General features: G+C 29.2%; 21 protein-coding genes. 6 read left to right on the top strand and 15 right to left on the bottom strand.

Going from position 1 to position 23,852, the window contains the following annotated elements; genetic code table 11:
* Positions 1 to 512: 512 nt before the first annotated feature.
* The 8 genes from I0K12_RS08035 to I0K12_RS08070 form a co-directional block, all read right to left on the bottom strand.
* The gene (locus I0K12_RS08035) at positions 513 to 1,067 is read right to left on the bottom strand and encodes a hypothetical protein (protein ID WP_196886885.1); all 555 of its coding nucleotides are present in this window, start codon (positions 1,065 to 1,067) and stop codon (positions 513 to 515) included.
* Positions 1,068 to 1,148: 81 nt separating this feature from the next.
* A complete protein-coding gene (locus tag I0K12_RS08040) occupies positions 1,149 to 2,192 on the bottom strand; it encodes a glycosyltransferase (RefSeq protein WP_196886887.1) in 1,044 nt (347 codons plus the stop codon).
* Complete coding sequence (purD, locus tag I0K12_RS08045; RefSeq protein ID WP_196886889.1) at positions 2,182 to 3,453, bottom strand: phosphoribosylamine--glycine ligase; 1,272 nt, start codon at positions 3,451 to 3,453, stop codon at positions 2,182 to 2,184. The genes I0K12_RS08040 and purD overlap by 11 nt, the downstream gene beginning before the upstream one ends.
* A gap of 25 nt (positions 3,454 to 3,478) precedes the next feature.
* The gene (locus I0K12_RS08050; RefSeq protein ID WP_231372721.1) at positions 3,479 to 4,831 is read right to left on the bottom strand and encodes an undecaprenyl-phosphate glucose phosphotransferase; all 1,353 of its coding nucleotides are present in this window, start codon (positions 4,829 to 4,831) and stop codon (positions 3,479 to 3,481) included.
* Between the two features lie 25 nt (positions 4,832 to 4,856).
* Entirely contained in the window at positions 4,857 to 5,618 is a 762-nt protein-coding gene (locus tag I0K12_RS08055) for a glycosyltransferase (RefSeq protein ID WP_196886891.1), read from the bottom strand.
* A complete protein-coding gene (locus tag I0K12_RS08060; RefSeq protein ID WP_196886893.1) occupies positions 5,602 to 6,855 on the bottom strand; it encodes an O-antigen ligase family protein in 1,254 nt (417 codons plus the stop codon). Before I0K12_RS08060 ends, I0K12_RS08055 begins: the two co-directional genes overlap by 17 nt.
* Positions 6,856 to 6,864: 9 nt before the next feature.
* Positions 6,865 to 7,968, bottom strand: coding sequence for a glycosyltransferase (locus I0K12_RS08065; protein WP_196886895.1), 1,104 nt, complete (start codon positions 7,966 to 7,968; stop codon positions 6,865 to 6,867).
* Positions 7,969 to 8,004: 36 nt separating this feature from the next.
* Positions 8,005 to 8,637, bottom strand: a complete 633-nt coding sequence (locus I0K12_RS08070; protein ID WP_196886897.1) for a DapH/DapD/GlmU-related protein — start codon at positions 8,635 to 8,637, stop codon at positions 8,005 to 8,007.
* A 170-nt stretch (positions 8,638 to 8,807) separates the two neighbouring features.
* Here I0K12_RS08070 and I0K12_RS08075 point away from each other — a divergent pair, with 170 nt between their 5' ends.
* Complete coding sequence (locus tag I0K12_RS08075; protein ID WP_196886899.1) at positions 8,808 to 9,635, top strand: 2OG-Fe(II) oxygenase; 828 nt, start codon at positions 8,808 to 8,810, stop codon at positions 9,633 to 9,635.
* A 91-nt stretch (positions 9,636 to 9,726) separates the two neighbouring features.
* Here I0K12_RS08075 and I0K12_RS08080 read toward each other — a convergent pair whose 3' ends face one another.
* The 5 genes from I0K12_RS08080 to I0K12_RS08100 all read right to left on the bottom strand — a co-directional run bounded on the left by I0K12_RS08080 (position 9,727) and on the right by I0K12_RS08100 (position 14,795).
* Positions 9,727 to 10,158: a hypothetical protein gene (locus I0K12_RS08080; protein WP_196886901.1), complete on the bottom strand. Its 432-nt coding sequence runs from the start codon at positions 10,156 to 10,158 to the stop codon at positions 9,727 to 9,729.
* 115 nt (positions 10,159 to 10,273) lie between these two features.
* The gene (locus tag I0K12_RS08085) at positions 10,274 to 11,002 is read right to left on the bottom strand and encodes a lysophospholipid acyltransferase family protein (RefSeq protein WP_196886903.1); all 729 of its coding nucleotides are present in this window, start codon (positions 11,000 to 11,002) and stop codon (positions 10,274 to 10,276) included.
* A gap of 196 nt (positions 11,003 to 11,198) precedes the next feature.
* On the bottom strand, positions 11,199 to 13,001 hold the full coding sequence (locus tag I0K12_RS08090) for a GNAT family N-acyltransferase (RefSeq protein ID WP_196886905.1): 1,803 nt from the start codon (positions 12,999 to 13,001) through the stop codon (positions 11,199 to 11,201).
* Between the two features lie 49 nt (positions 13,002 to 13,050).
* Positions 13,051 to 14,295 (bottom strand): aspartate kinase, encoded by a 1,245-nt coding sequence (locus I0K12_RS08095; RefSeq protein ID WP_196886908.1) that lies wholly within the window; start codon positions 14,293 to 14,295, stop codon positions 13,051 to 13,053.
* A gap of 29 nt (positions 14,296 to 14,324) precedes the next feature.
* Positions 14,325 to 14,795, bottom strand: a complete 471-nt coding sequence (locus I0K12_RS08100; protein ID WP_410548826.1) for a GNAT family N-acetyltransferase — start codon at positions 14,793 to 14,795, stop codon at positions 14,325 to 14,327.
* Between the two features lie 72 nt (positions 14,796 to 14,867).
* Between I0K12_RS08100 and fbp the strand changes: the two genes are divergently transcribed.
* The 4 genes from fbp (at position 14,868) to trhA (ending at position 18,362) form a co-directional block, all read left to right on the top strand.
* A complete protein-coding gene (gene fbp, locus I0K12_RS08105; RefSeq protein ID WP_196886910.1) occupies positions 14,868 to 15,896 on the top strand; it encodes a class 1 fructose-bisphosphatase in 1,029 nt (342 codons plus the stop codon).
* A 139-nt stretch (positions 15,897 to 16,035) separates the two neighbouring features.
* Positions 16,036 to 16,407, top strand: a complete 372-nt coding sequence (locus tag I0K12_RS08110; RefSeq protein ID WP_196886911.1) for a hypothetical protein — start codon at positions 16,036 to 16,038, stop codon at positions 16,405 to 16,407.
* Between the two features lie 221 nt (positions 16,408 to 16,628).
* The gene (locus tag I0K12_RS08115; protein ID WP_196886912.1) at positions 16,629 to 17,561 is read left to right on the top strand and encodes a hypothetical protein; all 933 of its coding nucleotides are present in this window, start codon (positions 16,629 to 16,631) and stop codon (positions 17,559 to 17,561) included.
* Between the two features lie 147 nt (positions 17,562 to 17,708).
* Positions 17,709 to 18,362, top strand: coding sequence for a PAQR family membrane homeostasis protein TrhA (gene trhA, locus I0K12_RS08120; RefSeq protein ID WP_196886913.1), 654 nt, complete (start codon positions 17,709 to 17,711; stop codon positions 18,360 to 18,362).
* A gap of 147 nt (positions 18,363 to 18,509) precedes the next feature.
* Here trhA and dinB read toward each other — a convergent pair whose 3' ends face one another.
* Together dinB and I0K12_RS08130 are read right to left on the bottom strand one after the other, a co-directional pair.
* Positions 18,510 to 19,595: a DNA polymerase IV gene (gene dinB, locus I0K12_RS08125; RefSeq protein ID WP_196886920.1), complete on the bottom strand. Its 1,086-nt coding sequence runs from the start codon at positions 19,593 to 19,595 to the stop codon at positions 18,510 to 18,512.
* An 81-nt stretch (positions 19,596 to 19,676) separates the two neighbouring features.
* Positions 19,677 to 20,444: a class I SAM-dependent methyltransferase gene (locus I0K12_RS08130; protein WP_196886922.1), complete on the bottom strand. Its 768-nt coding sequence runs from the start codon at positions 20,442 to 20,444 to the stop codon at positions 19,677 to 19,679.
* A 453-nt stretch (positions 20,445 to 20,897) separates the two neighbouring features.
* Between I0K12_RS08130 and I0K12_RS08135 the strand changes: the two genes are divergently transcribed.
* Complete coding sequence (locus tag I0K12_RS08135) at positions 20,898 to 23,705, top strand: T9SS type A sorting domain-containing protein (RefSeq protein WP_196886924.1); 2,808 nt, start codon at positions 20,898 to 20,900, stop codon at positions 23,703 to 23,705.
* Positions 23,706 to 23,852 lie beyond the last annotated feature (147 nt).

Below are 23,852 nucleotides of genomic sequence, written 5' to 3' on the forward strand. Positions count from 1 at the left end.
CTTTCCGTTTTAGCGGTTGCAAATGTAATAACTTTTTTTATTCTGACAAGTCTTTTTCAAAACTTTTTTAAAAATTATTTTTTCAACCTTGTTTTAGAACTTTTTGCTGCTACAAACGCCGTTGCCTTTGTTTGTTTTAGCGGATGCAAATGTACGTGAATTATTCGTTCCTGCAAGCCTTTTTGAAAAGTTTTTGCATTTATTTTTGATTGTTTTTGGAGAGGGTTTGGTTTTCAGTGGGTTGGGTGTGAAAAAATTTAACCACCCCCTACCCCTCCTTTAAAAGGAGGGGAGTTTTTGTGGGTATATTCGCAATGCGAATATATTATATTGTATTTGTAAGTGCGTTAGGGATTGGAGTGGTTAGCTTTTGTTTTTCAAAAATTAGAAGTTCTTGGGAAACGGAGGCGACCTAAGAAGCCAACGGATGATCTAGAAATTCTTTTTTTGAAGAACAAAACTAAAAACGGAAAGCCCGACCCGGAGTTTTGACGGAGGGGAACGCTATAATGTTAACTTGTATATATTGCTATTTCTTCTATCGTATTTCGTGAACTCAATCTAATTGCAAATGCAGTTGAGTCATATGATTCGTGAAAAATTATTATTGTATCTCCTTTAAACTTTTGACCAAAAAAAGATTCTAATTCTTTTCTATCTACCTTTTGAAACATTTTAAATTCTCTTCCTTTAAATTTTAATTTAGTTCCATAATGTTGTAATGAAAAAGAAATAATATGTATTTTATCTTCATTTTGTGGTATTTCATCTAGAGAAAAATTTTCTGAACATGAAGGGACTGTAAAAAAGATATCATTTCCATAAGTTATGCTTGTCCAATCGATAGTTGAATCGTTATAGATAAAAATAAAACCATCATCATAATTATTATGTATGATACCTTTGCAACCTCCTAAATAGTTTTTAAGATCTTTTATTTTTAGCTGATCAAAACTTATTTCTTGATTTTTGATTGTAAAAACGATATCCTTATCTGTGTAGGTTTTATTTTGTGCAAAATTGATTGTACAATTTAGTAATAGGAGTAATAAAGCAATTTTTTTCATGTTCGTTTAAGTTATAATTTGATTTTTCGTAAAAGTAATTTTTAATTAAATCTTTATCAATAACCTTAAACCGTTATTTTTTTATCGAAAAATAGAAAAATCTATTTTGGAAGTTATTTTCTGCAACTTTTGCTCTTTCTCTACTTTGAAATTTTCGAAATCGAAATCTTTTAGTTTTGATTGTTTTATTGAAGTAAATAAATCCTTTTTTTGAAGATAAGTTGCTAGGTATTCTTGTTCTTTTTGATTTGGTGTTGGAATTAGAATCGCATTTTTGTTTAGTTTGTATAAATCCATAATAGAGCTATAGCCTGCTCTACATATGATAAGGTTACTATGATTGAGTTCTTTTTCTAGTTCTTTGGTTAGTAGAAAATCTTTGATTTTAAAATTTGATAAAATTTGTGTTGTTTGATTTTCTTTTGTAATAATTCCTCTAATCATTAAAACCTGCTTTTTTGTGTTTTGAAACTTCTCTTTTAAAATTTCCTCTAAATAAGTTCTTTGTGGTTCTGGTCCTGAAAGAATAATCAGAATATCGTTTTGAGTTGGTATGTCTTGTTTTTGAAATCGACTTAAAGTTCCAATAAATTTTTGGTTAAGATTTCTATAAGAAAAACTCAATTTTCCGGAAATCCTTGTTTTCTCATCATCTGGAATCCAACATTCGTTGAACTTTTTTATGATGTTTTGATGAAAAAATGTTGTGATTGGAGTAGTAATCCCAGAAAAGACGGTAGTTTGGTGAGTGATGTAAACTGAAGGAGTCGAAGAATGACAAACTCCGAAACGATTATCAGAAATAATTCCTTGAATATTTTCTTTCTGAATAATTTCTTCTACTAGTTTTTTTTCTTGCTGGACAGCTTTCCAAATATGTGGTGCTTTTAATAGAAGATGTAAATTGAAAAAAAAACTGTTTTTGGAATAAGTTATATTATATGAAGGAAGTTTGTATGATTTTAGGTTTGGAAATTCTTTTTGAAGAAGTTTTAGCGCATTTCCGTCGCTAGCAATAATTGGTTCGAAATTATTTTTAAGAAGTTGATTGATAATTGGGACACACCGAGAAGCGTGTCCCAATCCCCAATTTAATGGAGCAATCAATATTTTCTTATAAGTCAAAACCTATATCTTTTCTATAATAAACTCCATCAAAGCTGATTTCTTTCGCATTTTCGTACGACTTTTCTAAAGCTTCTTTGAAATCATTTCCATAGGCAGAAACAGCGATTACACGTCCTCCATTTGTAAGAACTTTATCACCATCTAATTTTGTTCCTGCGTGGAAAGCCATACAATATCTTGTATTTTCTAATCCTGAGATTTCTTTTCCTTTTTCGTAAGCTTCTGGATATCCTCCTGAAACTAACATTACTGTAGTTGCACTTTTTGGTACAAATTCGATTGTAGCTGTATCTAAAGTTCCTTCTCCTGTTTTTTCTAATAATTCCACGAAATCAGATTGAATTCTTGGCATTACAACTTCTGTTTCTGGATCTCCCATTCTACAGTTGTACTCAATTACTTTTGGCTCATCTCCTACTTTAATTAAACCAAAGAAAACAAAACCTTTATATGGAAGATTATCTTTTTGAAGACCTTCGATTGTTGGTTTGATTACTTGATTCTCTACTTTTTCTAAGAAAGCATCATCTGCAAAAGGTACAGGAGAAACAGCTCCCATTCCACCAGTATTTAATCCAGTATCTCCTTCACCAATTCTTTTATAATCCTTAGCATTTGGAAGTGTTACATAGTTTTTTCCATCTGTAAGAACGAAACAACTCATTTCGATTCCGTCTAAAAACTCTTCGATTACAACTTTTGCACTTGCATCTCCGAATTTTTGGTTCGAAAGCATTTCTTTTAATTCTTTCTTAGCTTCGTCTAAATCATTTAAGATCAAAACACCTTTTCCTGCAGCTAAACCATCTGCTTTTAAAACATAAGGAGCTTTTAAAGTTTCTAAGAATTTATAACCATCTTCTAAAGTTTCTGCTGTGAAGCTTTCGTAAGCAGCTGTTGGAATATTATGACGCATCATAAATTCTTTCGCAAACTCTTTACTACCTTCTAATTGTGCAGCTTCTTTTTGAGGTCCGATTACTTTTACATCTTTCAATTCTTCATCAGCTAAAAAGAAATCGTGAACTCCAGCAACTAAAGGAGCTTCTGGACCAACTACTACTAAAGAAATATTGTTTTCTAAAACTAATTCTTTTACTGCTTGAAAATCTTCTGGATTGATAGCGATGTTTTTTCCAAGTTTTGCAGTTCCTGCATTTCCTGGAGCAATAAATAACTCTTCTACTTTTGGACTTTGCATGATTTTCCATGCAATTGCGTGTTCTCTTCCTCCAGAACCTAAGATTAAAATATTCATTGTTGTGTTGTTTTGTGTTGTTGTTTTAGTATGCTTTGTCTTCGCCTTCAATTGCATTTGTAACTGTCAGCAAAATTATTTTTAAATCTAATAAAAAAGACCAATTTTCAATATAAAAAATATCTAAACGAACACGATTATCAATATCATGTTTTGTTTCAATCTCTCCTCGATATCCTTTTACTTGTGCAAGTCCTGTAATTCCTGGTTTTACGAAATGACGAACCATATATTTATTTACAGTCTTACTATATTCTTTGGTTTGTCGTACCATATGTGGTCTTGGCCCGACAATACTCATATCTCCTTTAAGTACATTAAAAAACTGTGGAAGTTCATCAATACTTGTTTTACGCATAAAACTTCCAATTTTTGTGATTCTTGCATCACCACGAGTTGCTTGTTTTTTGTCTGAATCGTTATTTACTTTCATCGAACGAAATTTGTAACATTCGAAAGTAGATCCATTCAGTCCATCACGAGTTTGTTTGAAAAATACTTTTCCTTTAGATTCTAACTTAATCAGAATTGCAAAAATTGGTATTAACCAAGAAAGTACAAAAACAATTACTCCAAGCGAAAATAATATATCAAATAAACGTTTTAAACCTTTATTAAATGAATTATCAAAAGGAAGGATTCTTCTAGAAAGAATTGGGATATAATCGTAATATTCTAAAACTGTTTTATGCAGCATTTTGGTTGCATCTGGAACGAATTTCACCAAAACTAGATTGTTATCTCCAAAATCGACAATTTTTTCAGCCATTTTTGTACTCAGGCTTGAAATAGAACAATAGATTTCATCAATTTTATTATCTAAAACATAATCAAAACAATCTTCTACTTTACCTAAATACTTATTTCTACATTCTTTATTTGTCTCTGAGAAAAAACCTTGGTATTTATATCCGTATTCTGCATTTTTATTGAAAAAGTTTCTCAATAAATCTACGCTTTGATTTTCTCCAATAATCACAACTTTTCGAATATTTCCTCCTTCAATTCTATATTTTTTTAATGCGAAAATATATAAATAACTAAAAATAAATTGAATTGAAAAAGTAAGAAGTAAAACATTGATATTTCTATCTACATCAATAAATTTATTCGTTACTCCAAAATAAGCGAAAAATAAAAAACTAAACACGAAGGCATGTTTCAAAAAGTTGAACATGATTATCGATAATTTAGAATATCTTCTAATCCTATAAGTATTAAAAATTAATGATGTATACAGCCAACCTATATTATAGACTAATATAGATTCTAAATTCCAGTAGTTATTTTTAATCAAAAAATAAAAAATTCCATTTAAAATAAATAAATGGCTAATGATTAAAATAGGTATTATAAATATGGAATATCTTTTGTTCAAAATTAGCTGTTAGTTTTCTTAATTTTTAAATCCATTTGCAAAAGTACTGAAAAGCTGATTTTATATGTGCCATGAAAAGCGATAAATTTTTAGAAGATGCTCTTTCGTAATAATGATAAATTGGTGTATCTGGACTAAACATCACAGTATAGCCATGTTTGTAAACTTCTTTACAAATATCAATATCTTCTAAATACATAAAATATCTTGGATCAAAACCTTTCAATTCTTTAAAAACTGGTGTTTTGAATAATTGAAAGCAACCTAAAACATAATCCACTTGTGATATTTTATCGATATCTTGATCTAAATATTCTTCACTTTCAATTCTTTTTTTAAAAAACTTCTTGAATGGTCCAGATCTACGAATGATTAAATCAAAAACTGTAGGAAATTTTCTGATAGAAGGTTGTAATTCTCCATTTGGATACAAAACTTTTGGTCCTAACACTCCTGCTTTTTCATTTTGAATTAATTTTTCAATCATCTTTTCTAATTGAATTGCATCAAAATAAACATCTGGATTTAAAATAATGTGAAAGTCAGAATTAAGTTTATCTAGGATATAATTGTGCCCATTACCAAAACCTAAATTTTGCCCTGTATATATATAATCGATTTTTGGATGATTAAATTTACCTTCAAAAATTTTTGTAGGAGAATTATCTACTAGATATAAAATAGAAGCATTCTCTACATTAAGAAAACTTTGAATTGCTTTGTTTAACTTCTCTAGGTTATTATTGTATAATACAATTGTAGCAGAAACGCTATAATTTTGATTCATTTTGGTTTGATTTGATAAAAAGTGAGCTGAAAAATGCATAAAACACTACTCCATGATTCCTTACTAATACATTTTCTACAAGAAAACTTGTTGCTACCATTATTAAAAAGCATGCAAATAAAACATTCTGACTTGAGAATGCCAACTTGAATTGAAAAATTAGAGCTATTATAAATAAGAATAAACCTATAACTCCAGTAATTAAAGCATAATGAAAATAATTATTATGTGTATTATAGGATGCTCCATGGAATACTTTTGAATTAATTTTTTTCTTATAACATTCATTTAACTTTTCTTGTGCATCCCCGATACCAACACCAAACAACCAATTTTCTGAGAACACATCAGAAAAACATTTCATAATACCAAATCGAATATTAATCGAATTATGCGTATTTCCAACAGGTGGTTCGAACTTTGTAACTTTTATTTCATCTACAAATCTTACTTTCAAAAAAGGAATCTTAAATATTGCAACAACAGAAATTGTTAAAAAAGCTATAACACCAACAAGCTTCATTTTCCATCCTTTGATTTTTGAAAACAAAAAATATAACATTGCGAAACCAAAAGCGATAATCGATATTTTGGCTGAAGATGCAATTGATACAAATAACAAAAGTGCAATTGATATAAAAAGTAATAATTTCTGATATAGTTTTGTATCTCTATAATTTTCGAACAAATAATGAACTGAAATCATTACTGCAAAAAGTAACCAAAGAGAAAGATAACTTGGATGAAATTTCATATAATCAAGTTTATATATCAGTTCTCTAAAAGGTAAATTATAGAATTGTGCATTTCCAATTTTATTAAATAACCCGTGTGAATAAAATTGTGAAAGTATATAAATAGCTTGTAAAGAACAGGAAATAACAAAAGAAAAAGTAATATATTTCAAATGTTTTCTAGAAATATTACCTCCAAAAAGAAATAAAATTAAAGGAAAAAGTAATATAGGAACGCTTGTTTTTAATTCAGAAAATCCTTCTTTAATATCTGAAGAATAAGAAAGGCTTAAAATTGAATATAAAAAATATCCAGTTACTATAAATAAATTACGAACATCTAGCTTTTGAATTTTTTGCTTTGAATAAATAAAACACCCGAGAGTGACAGCAGAAAAAACAATAATAGAAATAGACGATAATGCATTTTTATAAAATGGAAAAAAAGCGACTACTATTAAACTTATAATGTCGAATCTTTTTTCTGAAATTAGCTCTTTCATTTAAAAATTTTACTGAATCAAATGGTTTAATAAATTATCCCAACCTACAACATGAGGATTAACGATTTTTTTCGCATTATGTTTTGTAAAATTTAGTTTTTTTGCAACAAAATTTTCCAAATGATTTTTTAATTCTTCTGCCTTATAAGGATCAAAAAAAACTACTTTATCATAATCCCCTAGCGTTTCGTGGGCATATGGAAGATCTGCAAGGAAAATAGGTTTATCATACTCTTTAAATTCAGTAATAGGTAAACCCCAAGATTCTAGTCTAGATGGAAAAATTAAAGCGTCTGACTCTTCATATAATTCAAAAACTCTTTCTCTAGGTTGTAAACCAATAAACTGTAAACCTTTTAAATGTTTATATTTTTCTACAACAAAACTAGCATAAGAATTTAAAGAAGCATCAATCGTTAATTTTATTTCTATTTTATCTTGAAACTCTTTATCTAATTTTTCGAAAGCTTCACAAATAATCTCAAAATTTTTAAATGACCTTGGGAAACTAGGATAAAATAATTGTACTTTATCATTCTTTTGTTTTTTAACTTCCTCCGAAATTTCTTTCTTTTTAAACTCAATAGAAGGATATGCTACCACAACATTTTCCAGACCCCATTTTTTATGAAATTCTTTACGTAACCAATCTTGTTGAACGATTACATTTGTATTTTTCTTGATATTAATTCCATACAAATAAATATAAAATAAAGAAAAAATTGCTGTTGTTTTCCCGTATTTCCAATCGTTTTTGGTTGGTTTAAAAAAAGGAGCAGAATTATGACAGTAAACAAATTGCTTTTCACAAAATACATTAGGTGTCATATCATGCATCGAAAACCAATATTTAGGCTTAAGTTCTTTAGAAAGTTTTTTAAAATACGAATATTCGTATTTCATTCTCTTTAGCCAACTACTCTTTGAATCTTCAAATTCAATATAAGTAACATTTGGAGTTGAATACAAGGTTTTCTTATGTACTAGAGCGATAATTTCATATTTATCTGCATAAATATGAGATATTCTGTCTAAGAAATCTTGCATTACTGAAAGGGGGCCTCCTTCGGTAAAATTAATACCTGATACAACAATTTTATTTGTAAATGTCATTATATATTTGTGGGTCTTTTTGTAAAATAAGTAGTTTTAAATTCTTTCCCAAGAATTTGTTTTATCATTAAACTTTTTTAATGCTCTAGCTGGTGTCCCGGCAATTATTAAATTCTCTTCAAATTTCCCTGAAACTACCGAATTTGCACCAATGATACAGCCATCACCAATAATTGTACCAGGAAGTATAGATACATTTTCAGAAATCCAGACATTCTTACCTATGATTACTTCTTTGGGAATTGCTTTTCTATCTTTTGGAGAAATTAAAGGAGAATCTTGATTATCTCCAATATATGTTCCATGATTATGGTCAATAATTAACACATTACTAGCTACTAAAGTATTAGCTCCAATAGATATTTTATTTAATACTCCAATATGAACATTATTATTTAAAGTAATATTATCTCCAAAAATTAATTCTGGTTTTCCATCAAAATCTACATTATGTCTTACAAAATTTTTATCTAAAACCTCCAAACGTAGCATATTACCAGAAGAAAAATTCTGTCCAAACTTTATGTGTTTTTTTCCAATAATATATGCAGGTTGTCTTATCATTCTTACAGAAGAAGGAAAAAATATTTTCGTTAATAGCATATCTCTCAACATTCTAAAAACATCTAGCATATAATAATTTTTAAATAACCTTATTAATTCTTTCATGTACCTATTTCTATTCTAAAAGCAAATATAACATATTAACTAAGCTTATTAAATTTATAAATCAATCTTATTGAAAAAATAAAACAATTGTCAGTTTGTTTTACTTCAAAAAGTATATTTTTGTTTAAAGTCATCATTATAACTACATATAAATTCATAGTAAAAAACAAATGTTAAACATAACTAGAAAAGAATTAAGTATTCTAATTTGTAAAAGGTTAGAAGAAGAAAAAGAGGTTTCAATAAATAAATTTAATCAATCAAAAGATAAAATTGGATATTTTTTTGTTGATGATTTATTACCAAAACATATCGTAGATGCAATTTATCAATCTTTTCCTAAAACAAATAATATGATTTTAAGAAAAAGCTTAAGAGAATATAAATATATTGCAGCTCAAATGGATAATTATCACCCAATATTAGAAGAAGTAATTTACGCCTTTCAAGAACCTAATGTTGTTAAAATAGTTTCTGAAATATGTGATTTAGATGATATTCATCCTGATGAAAACCTTTATGCAGGTGGACTTTCTTCTATGGGACATAAAAACTTCTTAAATCCACACTTAGATAATTCACATGATAAAGATCGAAATATGTGGAGAGTTTTAAATTTACTTTTCTATGTAACACCTGACTGGAAAGATGAAAACGGTGGACATTTGGAAGTTTGGCCTGATGGAATGAATAATCCTCAAACAACTATTTACAGTAGATATAATCGTTTAGCAATTATGGCAACTCATGATCAATCATGGCATTCAGTATGCCCTGTAAATGCTGATAAAGCAAGATCATGTGTTTCTAACTATTATTTTTCTTCGAAACCATTTAGGGAAACAGATAGTTTTCATGTAACAAAATTTAGAGGAAGACCTGAAGAAATTGTAAAGGATCAAATTCTTAAAGTAGATGCAGCAATTAGGTCTGGAGTAAGAAAAGTTTTTAAAAAGGGAGTCAGAGAAAATCCACATGTTTATAAAAAAGAAGAATAGAATTAAATATTTTATTTAAAACCAAAAGAGCATCGTAAACTTCAATCAATCTACAATGCTCTTTTTAAATCTTATTTTCTTCTAAATTCTTTTATAAACTAAAAGAAACCCCAATAGCACCATTAGATCCTAATTCTGTATAGACTGCAATAGAATTTGTTATCGCATACCTTGCGGCAATATGAAATCCAATATTAAAAGTTTCCGAACCTATTGCCCCTAATTCTGCTCCAGTATATAAATCCCACTGTCTAGGAATTTCCAAATAACTTGCGAAGTGAAAATCTCCTCTGGCATAAATATAAAAGTCTTCACTATATTTTCCTCCTGTAATTAGAGAAACTCCAGCTCCAATAGAAAAAGGCTCACTTATTCCATAATCATAAGTCAATTTTAAAGAATTTCTATTTCCTAAAGGATTAACTCCTGCAGATATCTTTTGGTCTCCTTGTCCTTTATATGCTGTTTGAGAAAATGCTGTAACCGAAACGAGCATCACCAATAATAGAATAAATTTCCTCATATATATAATTTCAGATTAAATATTAAATAATATAACTATTTTGAAATTTTGTAAACGCAAATATTAGTCCATTTATTTCGATAGATTTTAAAATATAAGCAAAATAATCTTCTTTTTATATTAATTCTTTGTAAATCATATCGTAAGATTTCTCTTTTAATATTTTTTTATCTTTATGTTCTAAATTTGTAGTTTTTATAAATGGTAAAATTTTCACTCTTAACTTACCAGGTTTTCCACTAAAGAAAGTATATGAAAAACGTTTTTTACAATCTAAAAATACCATCGGAACAATAGAAACATGATGATCTATGGCGATATTAAAAGCTCCATTTTTAAAAGGTGCCAAAACAACACTTTCATCATCAGGAACCATTCCTTCAGGAAAAATACAAATACTTCTTCCCATTTTTATTTTATTCTGCGCATCTTCAAAAGCTTTCTTTCTACTTTTCATACTTGAACGATCCACTAAAATATTCGTTCTTCTATAGAAATATCCGAAAATTGGATATTTAGCCAGTTCTGCTTTACCAATAAAAACAAAAGGATTTGGAACAATAGAAAGCATCAACATAATATCTATTATAGAGGTATGATTTGCTATGAAAATATAACTTTGTTTTTTATCTAGTTTTAATTTCTTATTCAGTTTTACTCGAAACCCCATTAAAAATAAAATCATTCGAGCCCAAGACTTCGCTATTTTGAAAAAAGCAGGATAAAAAGATTCTTTTGATGTTGTTATAATTAATAAAGGTAAAGCAATAATAATGGTCAACATAAAAATAGTGTAGAACCAAATTCTCCAAATTGCAATTAGCATTTTTTTTAAAAAACTCATTTTTTTAATATAAATAATTAGAGTTATTAACTTAAACAATCAATAACTTCTTCTTTTTAAACTCTCAAATTTAGAATTAATTTTTAATTCCTAACACAATTCTATGTTTTAGAAAAAATCAAAACTAAAATTTTGAATCATTATTTTAGTTTTTGAAAATAAAAAAGGTTACCCTAATGGATAACCTTTTCATTCTTTATTTCTTTTTATCTCGATTTTCTTCCAATTCTTTCAAAAATTCTTCCATAATCGGTTTAATAGTACTTTCTGGAATATCTTCAATTTTCATAAAAATTAATCCATCGATTGCATTATTAAACTTCGGATCTACATTGAAAGCAACCAATCTTGCATTTTGTTTGATATATTTTTTAATCAAAACAGGCATTCTTAAGTTTCCTGGTTCAATTTCATCAATAATTTTATCAAACTTATTCAAATCTGCTTTCGTTACATCAAAAATGAAATCTTTATCTGTATCTTTTAGCTTTACTTTATATTCTTTTTTCGGACGAATATATTGTGCTAAATATGGATCGTAATAATGAGATTTCATAAACTCAATCATCAATGATTTGGAAAAATCTGAAAACTGATTACTAATACTTACTCCTCCAGTTAGATATTTTAACTCCGGGTACCTAATCGTAACATGAATAATTCCTTTCCAAAGTAAAAATAAAGGCATTGGCTTTAATTGATACTCTTTAGAAACAAATGCTCGCCCCAACTCGATTGTTTTCTCAAACATTTTATGCAGTTCAGAATCAAATTTGAAAAGAGAATTCACATAAAATCCTTCCACTCCATATTTTTTATAAATATCTGAACCTAATCCCATTCTATAAGCTCCAACAATCTTGTTGTTTTCATTATCCCAAAGAAATAGATGCCTGTAATATTTATCATATTTATCTAAATCTATTTCTTCATTAGTCCCTTCTCCTACTTCACGAAAAGTCATTTCTCGAAGACGACCAATTTCATGTAAAATACTAGGAATATCCGAAGCTTCTGCAAAGAAAATTTCATAATCTTTGGTTTTCATCATTCTAGCATCTTTCTTTCTTAGCTTTTCAACTTCCTTGATGATTGCCTTATCTCCTTTTCCTTTTACAATTTCTTTCGGTGTTTTATTTAATTTTAAATTATTTGGTGTTAATAATTTCGAAGAATCTTCCACATAAGGATTTGCCAACATATAAGTTTTTCTTCGAAGAAAGTCACTTAAATTTTCTAAGTCTTTATATTGATCAAGATCTTTTACAGGAATCGGATTCCCGATTCTTACTTTAATCTTTTTATCTTTTTGTTTTAAAAGTTCTGAAGGAAGTTTTGCAGTTCTTAAAGTTCCGTTGATTTTTGAAAGAAGATAAAATAATCGACTATTTTTCGCATGAAAATAAATAGGAATTACAGGAACTTTTGCTTTTTGAATTAAACGTACTGCTCCAGGCTCCCAAGGTCTATCTACCAACAGATTTTCATCTTTTTGTGTAGAAACTTCTCCTGCCGGAAAAATTCCCATAGGCTTACCTTCTCTTATATGCATCAATGCATTTTTGATTCCTGCCACACTTGATTTTGCATCTTTATGATTTTCAAATGGATTTACAGGCATCACATAAGATTTCATCGGTTGAATTCTATGTAACAAAAAGTTGGCAATTACCTTATAATCTGGTCTCTTCTCTGCAAGAATTTTTAATAATAATATTCCATCAATTCCACCTAAAGGATGATTTGAAACTGTGATAAAAGGACCATCTTTAGGAATCCTTTTTAAATCTTCTTCTGGAATTTCAAAATCAATCTCTAAATCTTCTAATATCGCAGTAAAAAACTCTAAATCTTTTAGATGCTTATTTTTATTATAAATCTTATTAATTGTAGAAATTCTTAGAACTTCCATTAATGACCACCCTATAAAATTTCCAAATATTCCGAATTTGTCTAGGTTAATGGCTTTCGCCATTTCTTTAGGTGTTATTAAACTCATTTATATTCTTTAAATATTCTAATTTAATATAAAACAATATACAAACTATTTATTTAACAATAATTTGCAACGTTTTTTTACTCATTTGCTTCAATAAAACAGTATTTTCTTTTTCAATTGTTTCAATAGAATTTTGTGTGAAATGTCTTATAGTAAATAGACTCACATTTTCATTATATGTTACATTGTATTTTAGCTGCAAATCACTTAATAATTCTTCAAAATTTTCAAAAGAATCTTCTAAACAAACGGAAAAACTAAGCGCTGAGTTTTGAATTAAATTTACTTTTACTTTGTGTTTGTGAAACAAATGAAAAACTTCTCCTATAGACTCTTCTACCATGAAAGAAAAATCTGTTTTAGAAATAGAAACTAAATATTGTTTTTTCTTCAATATAAAGCAAGGAATTTTTGGCACAATATCCGTGCCTTTTCTTACAATTGTTCCTTTTTTTTCTAAATTAATGAAAGATCTAACATGAAGTGGAATTAATTTATTTTCTAAAGGCTTTAAAGTCTTTGGGTGAATCACAGAAGCTCCATAAAAAGCCATCTCGATTGCTTCCTTATAAGAGATTGATTCTAATAAACTTGTCTCTTCAAAATATTGTGGATTTGCATTTAAAACTCCTTCCACATCTTTCCAAATTGTCACACTATCCGCATCCATGCAATATGCAAAAATGGCAGCCGTATAATCTGAACCTTCTCGTCCAAGTGAAGTTGTAATATTACTATCTGTTCCTCCAATAAAACCTTGTGCGATATTCAGGCTTTTTCTGTCAATATCTTGAATGTTTTTTTGTGTCAATTTAAAATCCACTTTCGCATCACGATAATACATATCTGTTTTGATATAATTTCTTACATCCAACCAATTATTATCTACCCCAATTTCATTCAAATAAAAACTTACAATTTTTGTAGAAAGCAGTTCTCCAAAACAAATAATTTGATCATAAATAAAATCATAATCCTTACTTGTATTGTTACCCATAAAAATTCCTAAAGAACCAAAAAGGCAATTTACTTCAAACAAAACATCTTTAGAATCTTCAAAAAGATCTTCGATAATTGTAGCATGATATTGATATACAAAATCAATCGCATCTTTCAACGAAGGTTTTTGATAATAATAGCTGTCAATAATATTTTCGAAAGCATTTGTCATTTTTCCCATTGCAGAAATCACTATTAGCGTGTTTTCATATCCTTCATGTTGTAAAATTCTACCGACATTTCGCACAGAATCAGCATCTTTTACAGAAGCGCCTCCAAATTTATAAACCTTCATGTTTCAGAAACTTTAAGTAAATATTAAAATTAATTATCAAAATAATTTTTCAAACCATTCTCGTCCATCTGTACTGTTTTCCAATCATCAAAAACAGTTGCTCCACTTTTTTCGTAAAAGTCAATTGCATTTTGATTCCAATCTAAAACAACCCATTCTACACGACGAACTCCTTCATTTTTGGCATATTCAAGTACTTTATTGTAAAGTTTTTTTCCTACACCAAATTTTCTTTTTGACTCACGAACAATCAAATCTTCCAAATGAATTGTCTTTCCTTTCCAAGTAGAATATCTAGGATAAAAAAGTGCTGCACCGATAATATCATCACCTTCTAAAGCAACGAAAGTATTAAACAATGGATTTTCAGAAAAACCATCTTTTACTAGATCTTCAGCAGTAATTACAACCGCTTCAGGTTCTTTTTCAAAAACTGCCAATTCTCTAATAAGCTCTAAAACAGCTGGCATATCTTCTTTTTGTCCTTCTCGAATGATTATTTGCATCTAAAATTATTTTTTTCGCAAATTTAAGCGATATTTGTACACAACACACAATATGAACCGTATATAATGAAGAAAAAGCATATTACCTTAGGAGAATTTATCATTGAAAACCAAAAACATTTCAAATATACTTCTGGTGAACTTTCTAGATTAATCAATTCTATTCGTCTAGCTGCAAAAGTAGTAAATCATGAAGTAAACAAAGCAGGTTTAGTTGATATATTAGGAGCTGCAGGGGAAGTAAACGTTCAAGGAGAAGCACAACAAAAGTTGGATGTTTATGCAAATGATGTATTCATGCAAACACTTGTTAATAGAGAAATTGTTTGCGGAATTGCTAGTGAAGAAGAAGATGATTTCGTAGTAATTGAAGGAAAAGAAAATACGAATGAGAATAAATATGTTGTATTAATTGATCCTTTAGATGGTTCTTCTAATATTGATGTAAATGTTTCTGTAGGAACAATTTTCTCTATTTACAGAAGAGTAACTCCAGTAGGAACTCCTGTAACAAAAGAAGATTTCTTGCAAAAAGGAAACGAACAAGTTGCTGCCGGATACGTTGTTTATGGTACTTCTACTATGTTAGTTTATACGACAGGACACGGAGTAAACGGATTTACATTAAATCCTGCAATCGGAACTTTCTATCTTTCTCACCCAAATATGCAATTTCCAGAAAATGGAAATATCTATTCTATCAATGAAGGAAATTATAAGCAATTTGGACAAGGAGTAAAAGAATATTTGAAATATTGTCATTTAGATAATCCAGCTGAAAATACTCCTTATACTGCAAGGTATATCGGATCTTTAGTTTCGGATTTCCATAGAAACATGATCAAAGGAGGAATTTATATTTACCCTACAAGTACGAAAGCTCCACAAGGAAAACTACGTTTACTATACGAATGTAATCCAATTGCTTTCTTAGCAGAACAAGCAAACGGAAAAGCAACAGATGGATACAGAAGAATTATGGATATTCAACCTACGGAATTACACCAAAGAGTTCCAATTTTCTGTGGAAGTAAAAACATGGTGACAAAAGCAGAAGAGTTTATGGCACAATTTCCTGATGAAGCGAATTATTAGAGCTTAAGTTCATTCAAAATATTTAAAAGCTATCCTTAATTAGGATAGCTTTTTTCAATTCTAAAACTACCTTAACGTGTAGCATAAATATTACACCCCTAGTTTATATTTGAAATAGCAATCATAATTAATCAAAACCATGTATATCAAATATATTAAAAACACAAAAAAATCTCAGTGGGGCTGGGGAGGTTCAATTACTTCAAAAATCACAATCGAAGACGATTATATTTATTTCAACAACAATGCTCTAAATATTAATTTCTTGACAGAAGCTAGTATTGAAGAAAAAGTATTTTGGATTTCTAATAACTATTACATTCTTACTTTAGTTTCAAACGGAAATACCTATCATATTTCTTGTACAAGAAAACTAATTAAAAAACTAAAAGAAAAAACAAATCTAACTTATTCTGGTAAATCACTTAATATCTTAAATAATATATTATATACAGGAGTTCTTATATTAGGGCTTTATAGTATTTACAAAATCATTATGCCTCTTTTATAATTTATTGGAGAGTTTAAAAAATCACAAATATCTCTTTTAAATTTTTAAAAACGATTTTTTCTACCCAAAATAAATCTTCAAAAATTATCACTTTTTTACAGGTTTTACCTCTACTCTGTCAAACTTTTATTAAAAATAAAACAAGTATATTCTTAAAGAATTAATTAATTCTATATTTATTTGGTATAAAATTTGAATTTAAATACGCAAAACAGAGAGATATGAAACCTATAAAATACTTTTTCGGACTTTTATTCATCTTAGTAACAGCCAGTTCTTGTTATGTAGATGATGATTTTTACAGAGATGGACCAAACCCAGGAATTACACTAGATGAACTTCTAAACACTTATTCTATCTGGTATGTAGACTACGATAGAACTGAAGGACCTGATAATATTCCTTTCCTTTCCAAAGCTTTTACAATTTCTTTTAGAGACGGAAGACTTTATGCAAACAACAATTTAGTAGGAATTGGACAAACAGGAAATGGTCTTGGTGTACAGATAGGATATTACGATGCTTTTGGAGAAACATTAGAAGTTTTTCATGATTTAGATGGAAGATACGATTTCTATGTAGACCAATTAGCAAACAACAGAATCCGATTAGTAAGTAAAAACTACGATGTTTCCTACTATTTAATAGGTTACCACCGAAGTGATTTCGATTTCGATCGATTATTTTACGACAATATAGAATACTTTTTACAAGAATATAGAGCCTGGGAAAAGACCTATACTTCACAGGTTGGTGCCTTAAATGAGTTTGATAATGAGAACTTTTTAAGATTTACACCTGAAAATTTAACAACTTTTTATTCTTCACAAGACCCGATTGGTACGGATATTGATTTAATACAATGGGATTACGAAGGAGATTATGAAGTCTTTGATGTTCAAGGATATGAAAATCTCAAAATCCTACGTTTGGATTACGATTTCTTTAATAATGATGAAGAATTTGAGTTGACAGTTATAAACGATGCCACCATTTCTCTTTATCATGTAGAATCTGGAACAACATATCATTTCCAAGGAAGACAATTTACACCTTTCTTAAGAAAAAAATCAGATTCCACAGACGATAATCAAGGTCGCGAACGTTATAAAATAGAAAGAAAGATAAAAACTCGAAAGAGTTCTGAAAAATAAAGTTTGGTTAGTTGATTTTTGGTTGGTTATGTGGAAAACATAACCATTGAAGAGGTTATCTCAAGATGAGATAGCCTCTTTTATTATTACCACTATTTTAACGCTATTTTCAATTTCTTCAAGTTTTATTATTCGTATTTTTAGAATATGGAATCGGATAAGGCACTTTTTAATAGAAAAGAAGAAAATGTAAATATTCTCACACATGCCATCGGAGTTGTGTTGAGTATCCTTGCAATTTATTATCTCTACGAAAAAGCCAAAACCCATCCAGAACCAATTTATACCACAGCCTCTCTAGTTTACGGTTTCAGTCTTCTGATTCTCTACATTGCTTCCACTTCATTTCATGCAGCAACCAACAGAGTTTTAAAACTACAACTAAACGTATTCGATCATTCTGCAATTTTCGTACTCATCGCAGGAACGTACACACCTTATTGTCTTCTAAGTTTGCCAAAAAGAGATGGAATCTGGTTATTAATTTTTATCTGGATTGTAGCAATTCTCGGAATTACCATGAAAATTCTCACAAAACTGAGAAACAAAAAAAGATACGAAAACCTATCCACGATGATTTATGTAGTAGCAGGCTGGTTTTTCCTTGTAGAATTTCATCCACTCACACATTCTATACATGAAATAGGGCTTTTCTGGCTAATCCTCGGAGGCGTTTTCTACACAATCGGAGCAGTTTTCTATTCCTTACGAAAACTCCCTTATAACCACGGAGTCTTCCACGTTTTTGTTCTTCTCGGAAGTGCCTCACATTTTATCAGCATCTACAAATACGTATTATAATTTTTTGGGCGCGTCCCTTTCTTTTCGCTCCGTTGCACTTCGCTCAGCGTTCGGGTCGGGCTATCCGCTATATCTTTTTTGCTAAAGCAACTTTATGAAGAAAAGCAAAAAAGGATGCCGCTGCTATCCCTCGCGCATTTCGTCATTTCAAAAATCAAATCGTAATTGCCTATTTTTCGGTGGTTCTTTTTTCTCCGTATTCAAATTTGATAAACTAATCCCAAGCAAACGAACCGAATTCAGAATTTCATTCTGATACAAAAGCATTTTCGTCAACTCCAAGATTTCTTCTTCAGTCGCAATAAAATGATCCAAAGTTTTACTTCTAGTCTGTACCGAAAAATCACTGTATTTTATTTTCAACGTAATCGTTTTCCCTTTCGTCTTCGATTTTTCAATTCTTCGAATCAATTCTTTAGCAATTTTCTCCAATTTTTCCATCATAAAAATTTCCGAAGTCAGATTTTCAGAATAGGTATGTTCCACAGCAATGGACTTCCGAATACGATTTGGTTTTACAGCACTATTCTGAATTCCACGAACAATTAAATAATAATGTTTCCCAGAATTCTTAAAATGTTTTTCCAAAAAATCAAGAGATTTATTTTTCAAATCTTTCCCCGTAAATATTCCAAGACTATACATTTTCTTTGCAGTAACTTTTCCTATTCCAAAGAATTTCTCGATAGGAAGCTCTTCCAAAAAAGCATCAACTTCTTCTGGTGGAATAGTTTTTTGTCCATTCGGTTTATTAATATCCGAAGCTATTTTAGCCAAAAATTTATTGATCGAAATTCCCGCCGAAGCATTCAATCCAGTTTTTTCTTTTATCTCTTCTCGGATTTTTCGAGCAATCGAGCTTGCAGAACTTAAACCTTTCTTATTTTCTGTAACATCAATAAAAGCTTCGTCTAAAGATAGAGGTTCTACCAAATCCGAATATTCAAAAAAAATCTTCCGAATCTCCTTCGAAATTTCTTGATATCTAGAGAAACGAGGTTTTACAAAAATCAAATCTGGACAAAGTTCTTTTGCCAAAGCTCCAGAAATTGCAGAACGAACACCAAATTTTCGTGCTTCATAACTTGCAGCAGCAACCACACCACGAATTCCTCCTCCTCCAACAGCAATAGGTTTTCCACTCAAATCAGGAAAATCCAATTGTTCTACAGAAGCGTAAAAGGCATCCATATCTATATGAATGATTTTTTTTATGTGTTTTTCTACTTCCAAATCTTTCTTTTTTCAAAGGTATTTCAGAATATGGAATTTATCAAATCAAAAGAAATGGAAACCGAAATCGGAAAACATTAATTATTTATATCCAACGATGATATGAGAAGGTTGTCGTTCTAAAAAATAATCCCAATACCCATCTGGACATTTTTCAATTCCTACAGGATCCACTTCTACTGGATGCCAATGAATTTTCGAAAATCCAGCTTCTTTAAAAGCCCACTCGTAAGTTTCAGGAGAAAAATAAATACATCGCAAAGAAATTGGAGCTTCACTAAAATCATTTGCATTCATATTATCATACAAATCCAATCTATAAGTACTTCCTTCCAAACAAGGTTCTTCAAAAAACAAACGATAACCATATTTTCTAGTATTTTTTGGTTCACTTTTCGTAGAAAATGGATTAATTGTATAAGCTACAAATTGTCCTCCTTTTTTCAGATTATTATAGATCACTTTACAAAAAGCCAAAAGCTCTTCTTTATTTCTTGCATAGTAAAGAAGATAAACTGCAAGCACTAAATCAAAATCTTCTAAATAACCAATATCAGCAGCATTTTTCACATGAAACTCACACCCTAATGAATGTTCTTTTTCAGTTTCTTTAGCTTCCTGAATCATTTTTTCAGAAATATCATAACCAACGGTTTTTTTCGCTTCTTTTTGCATGCACAATCTAGAAATATTTCCATTTCCACAAGCCAAATCCAAAACACTAGCATTTTGAAGATGTTCTATGTATTTGAATACGCTATATTGTTTTGCATATACCGCACTTACATTTTCTGAAATACTTTTATAATTCTGATGAAAATTGTTGTAATCATTTGGATTCTCTTTCATAATGAAGATTTTATCAATTAAATATATACCAATCAGTTATACATGTTATTTCGTAATATAATTTACAAGAAAGTTACTATTTAATTTTCTCAAAAATGATTTATCGATTTTAATATATCAATAATAAGACCTACAAAAAATATGTCTTTTTTATTGATTTCTTTATTTAAATTTGTTATGTTTGAGATTAAATGAAATAAAAACCCCAACTTTTAACATTAAAAATAACTTAATATTCATTTAAATATAAAATTAACATTTTAAGCTCCTTTTTATTATTTAGCAATTAATCTTAAAATGTTTCTTTACTCATAAATGTTAATTAAAAAACAATATGTGTATTTACTATATCATAAAATTAAAATAATGGTTTTATTATGTTAAAAAAATAATATAACTATATATTTGTATATATATAATAATTACTGAAATCAATTACTTACTATTCAAGCCATGAGAAAAAAACTACTATTAGCTAGTGTTACTAGTGTAGCATTAGCGGTGGGTTTTGTTTCTTTTGATGACATGAATGTTGATTTAAAACAGAAACATTCATCATATTTAAAAAACAGCCCCCACAAAAAAACTTTACAACTTTCTAAACAAGAAAGAAAAGAAAATCAACTGCCCCCAAACAAGTATTATGAGAGAGAATGGGAATTAACTTTCAACCCTGAAATTGGAAGACCTACTCCTGAAAATGTAATTGCAGCCCAAAGAGAATTAAAGAATAATTTAGCAAGAATCCCTGGTGAATCTAATGATAATAGCTGGGAATTTGTAGGACCAAATAATGTTGGTGGTAGAACAAGAGCTTTATTATTCGATCCAAACGATGCTTCTGGAGAAACTGTTTTTTCAGGTAGTGTTAGTGGTGGATTATGGAAAAACACTAATATTTCTAATCCAAACTCTTCTTGGGAAAAGGTAGAAGGAGTTCCTCATAATTTAAATGTTTCTTGTATTATTTCTGACCCTACAAATCCACAAATTATGTATTTGGGTACAGGAGAACAATATACAAATGGTGCTGCTACTGGAGATGGAATGTATAAATCAACAGATGGAGGTAATAATTGGGAATCATTAGATTTTAATATTGAATATGATGATCAATTAATTAATGAAGAATTCTTTTTTAAATCAGGATTTAATTTTATTACAAAAATAACTCCTAGAGTTGTAAATAATTCTCTAGAATTATATGTAGGTGTTGGAGGTGTTTTTGCTTCAGCTTCTGGAAATGAGCAAATTGATTATTTAGGGATTTTAAATACGGGTTTATATAAATCCGTAGATGAAGGGGTTACATGGGAAAGAATAGAATCTGAAATCATGAAACAGAATTTCGGTTCGGATGAAGTATATTTTATTCCAAATGATATTGAAATTGCGACAGATAATTCCATTTGGATTTCTACTATGAATGTTCCTGGAGTAAATGCAGGAGCAGGAAAAGTATTTAACTCAGTAGATGGAGAAAATTGGGAGTTAAAAACCTTATTACCAAATGCAAATAGAGTAGAATTAGCAGTATCTAGTTCTAATCCTGGAATGTTAGTGGCACTTACTGAAAACATGAATAATATTAATCCTGTTTCATTATATAAAACAAATAATAAATTCAGTACTATTACACCTTTACCTCTTCCTCATGATGCAGATACGGGAATTGCTGATAATGACTTTACAAGAAATCAAGCATTCTATAATTTAATGTTAGAATTAGATCCAAATAATGATAATATCGTTTATGTTGGAGGTATTGATTTATTTAGAGCGTCTGATGGAGTAGTTTCTTCAAGTTCTTGGAGACAAATTTCTAAATGGTCCAATAATAATAATTTGTTTGGTTTAGATTGTTCTCTTGTTCATGCAGATCAACATGCTATGGTATTCCACCCAACAAACTCAAATAAAGCTTTATTTGGAAATGATGGAGGAGTATATTATGCAAATAATTTACAAAATGCAGAAAACTCTGAAACAATTTCAGAAAGAAATAAAGGATATAATACAACGCAATTCTATCATGGTTCTATTAGTCAAGTAGAAAATGAAGAAGGTGAATTTTTTGTTGTTGGAGGTACACAAGATAATGGAACGCATGTAGTTTCTTATCCAAACCAACAATCAACAAGAATCAGAGGTGGAGATGGAGCTTTTTGTGAAATTCATGAAAGCGATACGTATCTTATCGATTCTTATGTTTATAATTCTTACAGATATGTAGATATTGAAAATGAAAGTGAATATTATTTAGAATCAAATAATAATGGAGATTTTATCAATGCTGCTGCTCTAGATCATAATTTAGATATTCTTTATGCAAATGGTTCTTTTCAGAATCCACAAAATGGAGATTATTCTTATTTAATTTATAGATATCAATTAGGTGTTTCTTCTGCTCAAAGATCAGAGATTTTCTCTTATTTTATAACGGGTGCACCAACAACATTTAAAGTTTCTCCATATACAGAGGATAGTTCTTTATTATTAGTAGGAACAGAAGATGGAAAAATTATTAGAATTCCTGAAGCGAATCTGCCAGAACCAAATTCTACAGTTATTGGAGATTTCTTAGGTAGTATTTCTGATATTGAATTTGGTAAAGATGAAAATCATATTTTAGTTACGATTCACAATTATGGTGTAGATAACATTTTCTATACTTCTAACGGAGGAGAAACTTGGGAGAATAAAGAAGGAACTGGACTTCCTGATATTCCTGTAAAATGTATTTTACAAAACCCTCTTCCTGATACTACAACAGATACACAAACTTTAGAAAACGAAGTCATCATCGGAACGGAACTTGGAGTATGGAAAACAACAAATTTCCTATCTGAAAACCCAACTTGGTCACATTCTTATAATGGAATGAGCGATGTTAAGGTTGTAGATTTAGATTTAAGAAAATCAGATAGTAAAGTTTTAGCTACTACTCATGGTGCAGGTATGTTTGTTGGAGAATTCATCACAGATAATCCTATTATTATTGGAATTGATGAGGATAAATATTCATCTTCAGAGATTTCAGTTTATCCTAACCCAACAGTAGATTTTATTAATATAAAATCAAAAGTAAACTTTACAAAAGCAATTGTAAATGTATTTGATTTACAAGGAAAGTTAGTTTTAACAAAAGAATTAAAAGGAAATAGTTCTTCTATTGATATTCAAAATTTAGAACCAGGAACTTATATTTTAAATCTAAATAACAATGGCAAAACTTTTGAACAAAAAATAATTAAAAACTAATAGAAACTTTTAATAGGTTTTAATATTAAAGTTATTTGAGAGCTAGTGATAATCTAATATCACTAGCTCTTTTTTTATGAAAATGTATAAATCCTTAGTTTGTTTCTATATGGTAAATAACAAGCTTCCATTCGTAATATTATTGAA

Origin of the sequence: Aureivirga sp. CE67, from assembly GCF_015767245.1 — a bacterium.
GTDB lineage: Bacteria > Bacteroidota > Bacteroidia > Flavobacteriales > Flavobacteriaceae > Aureivirga.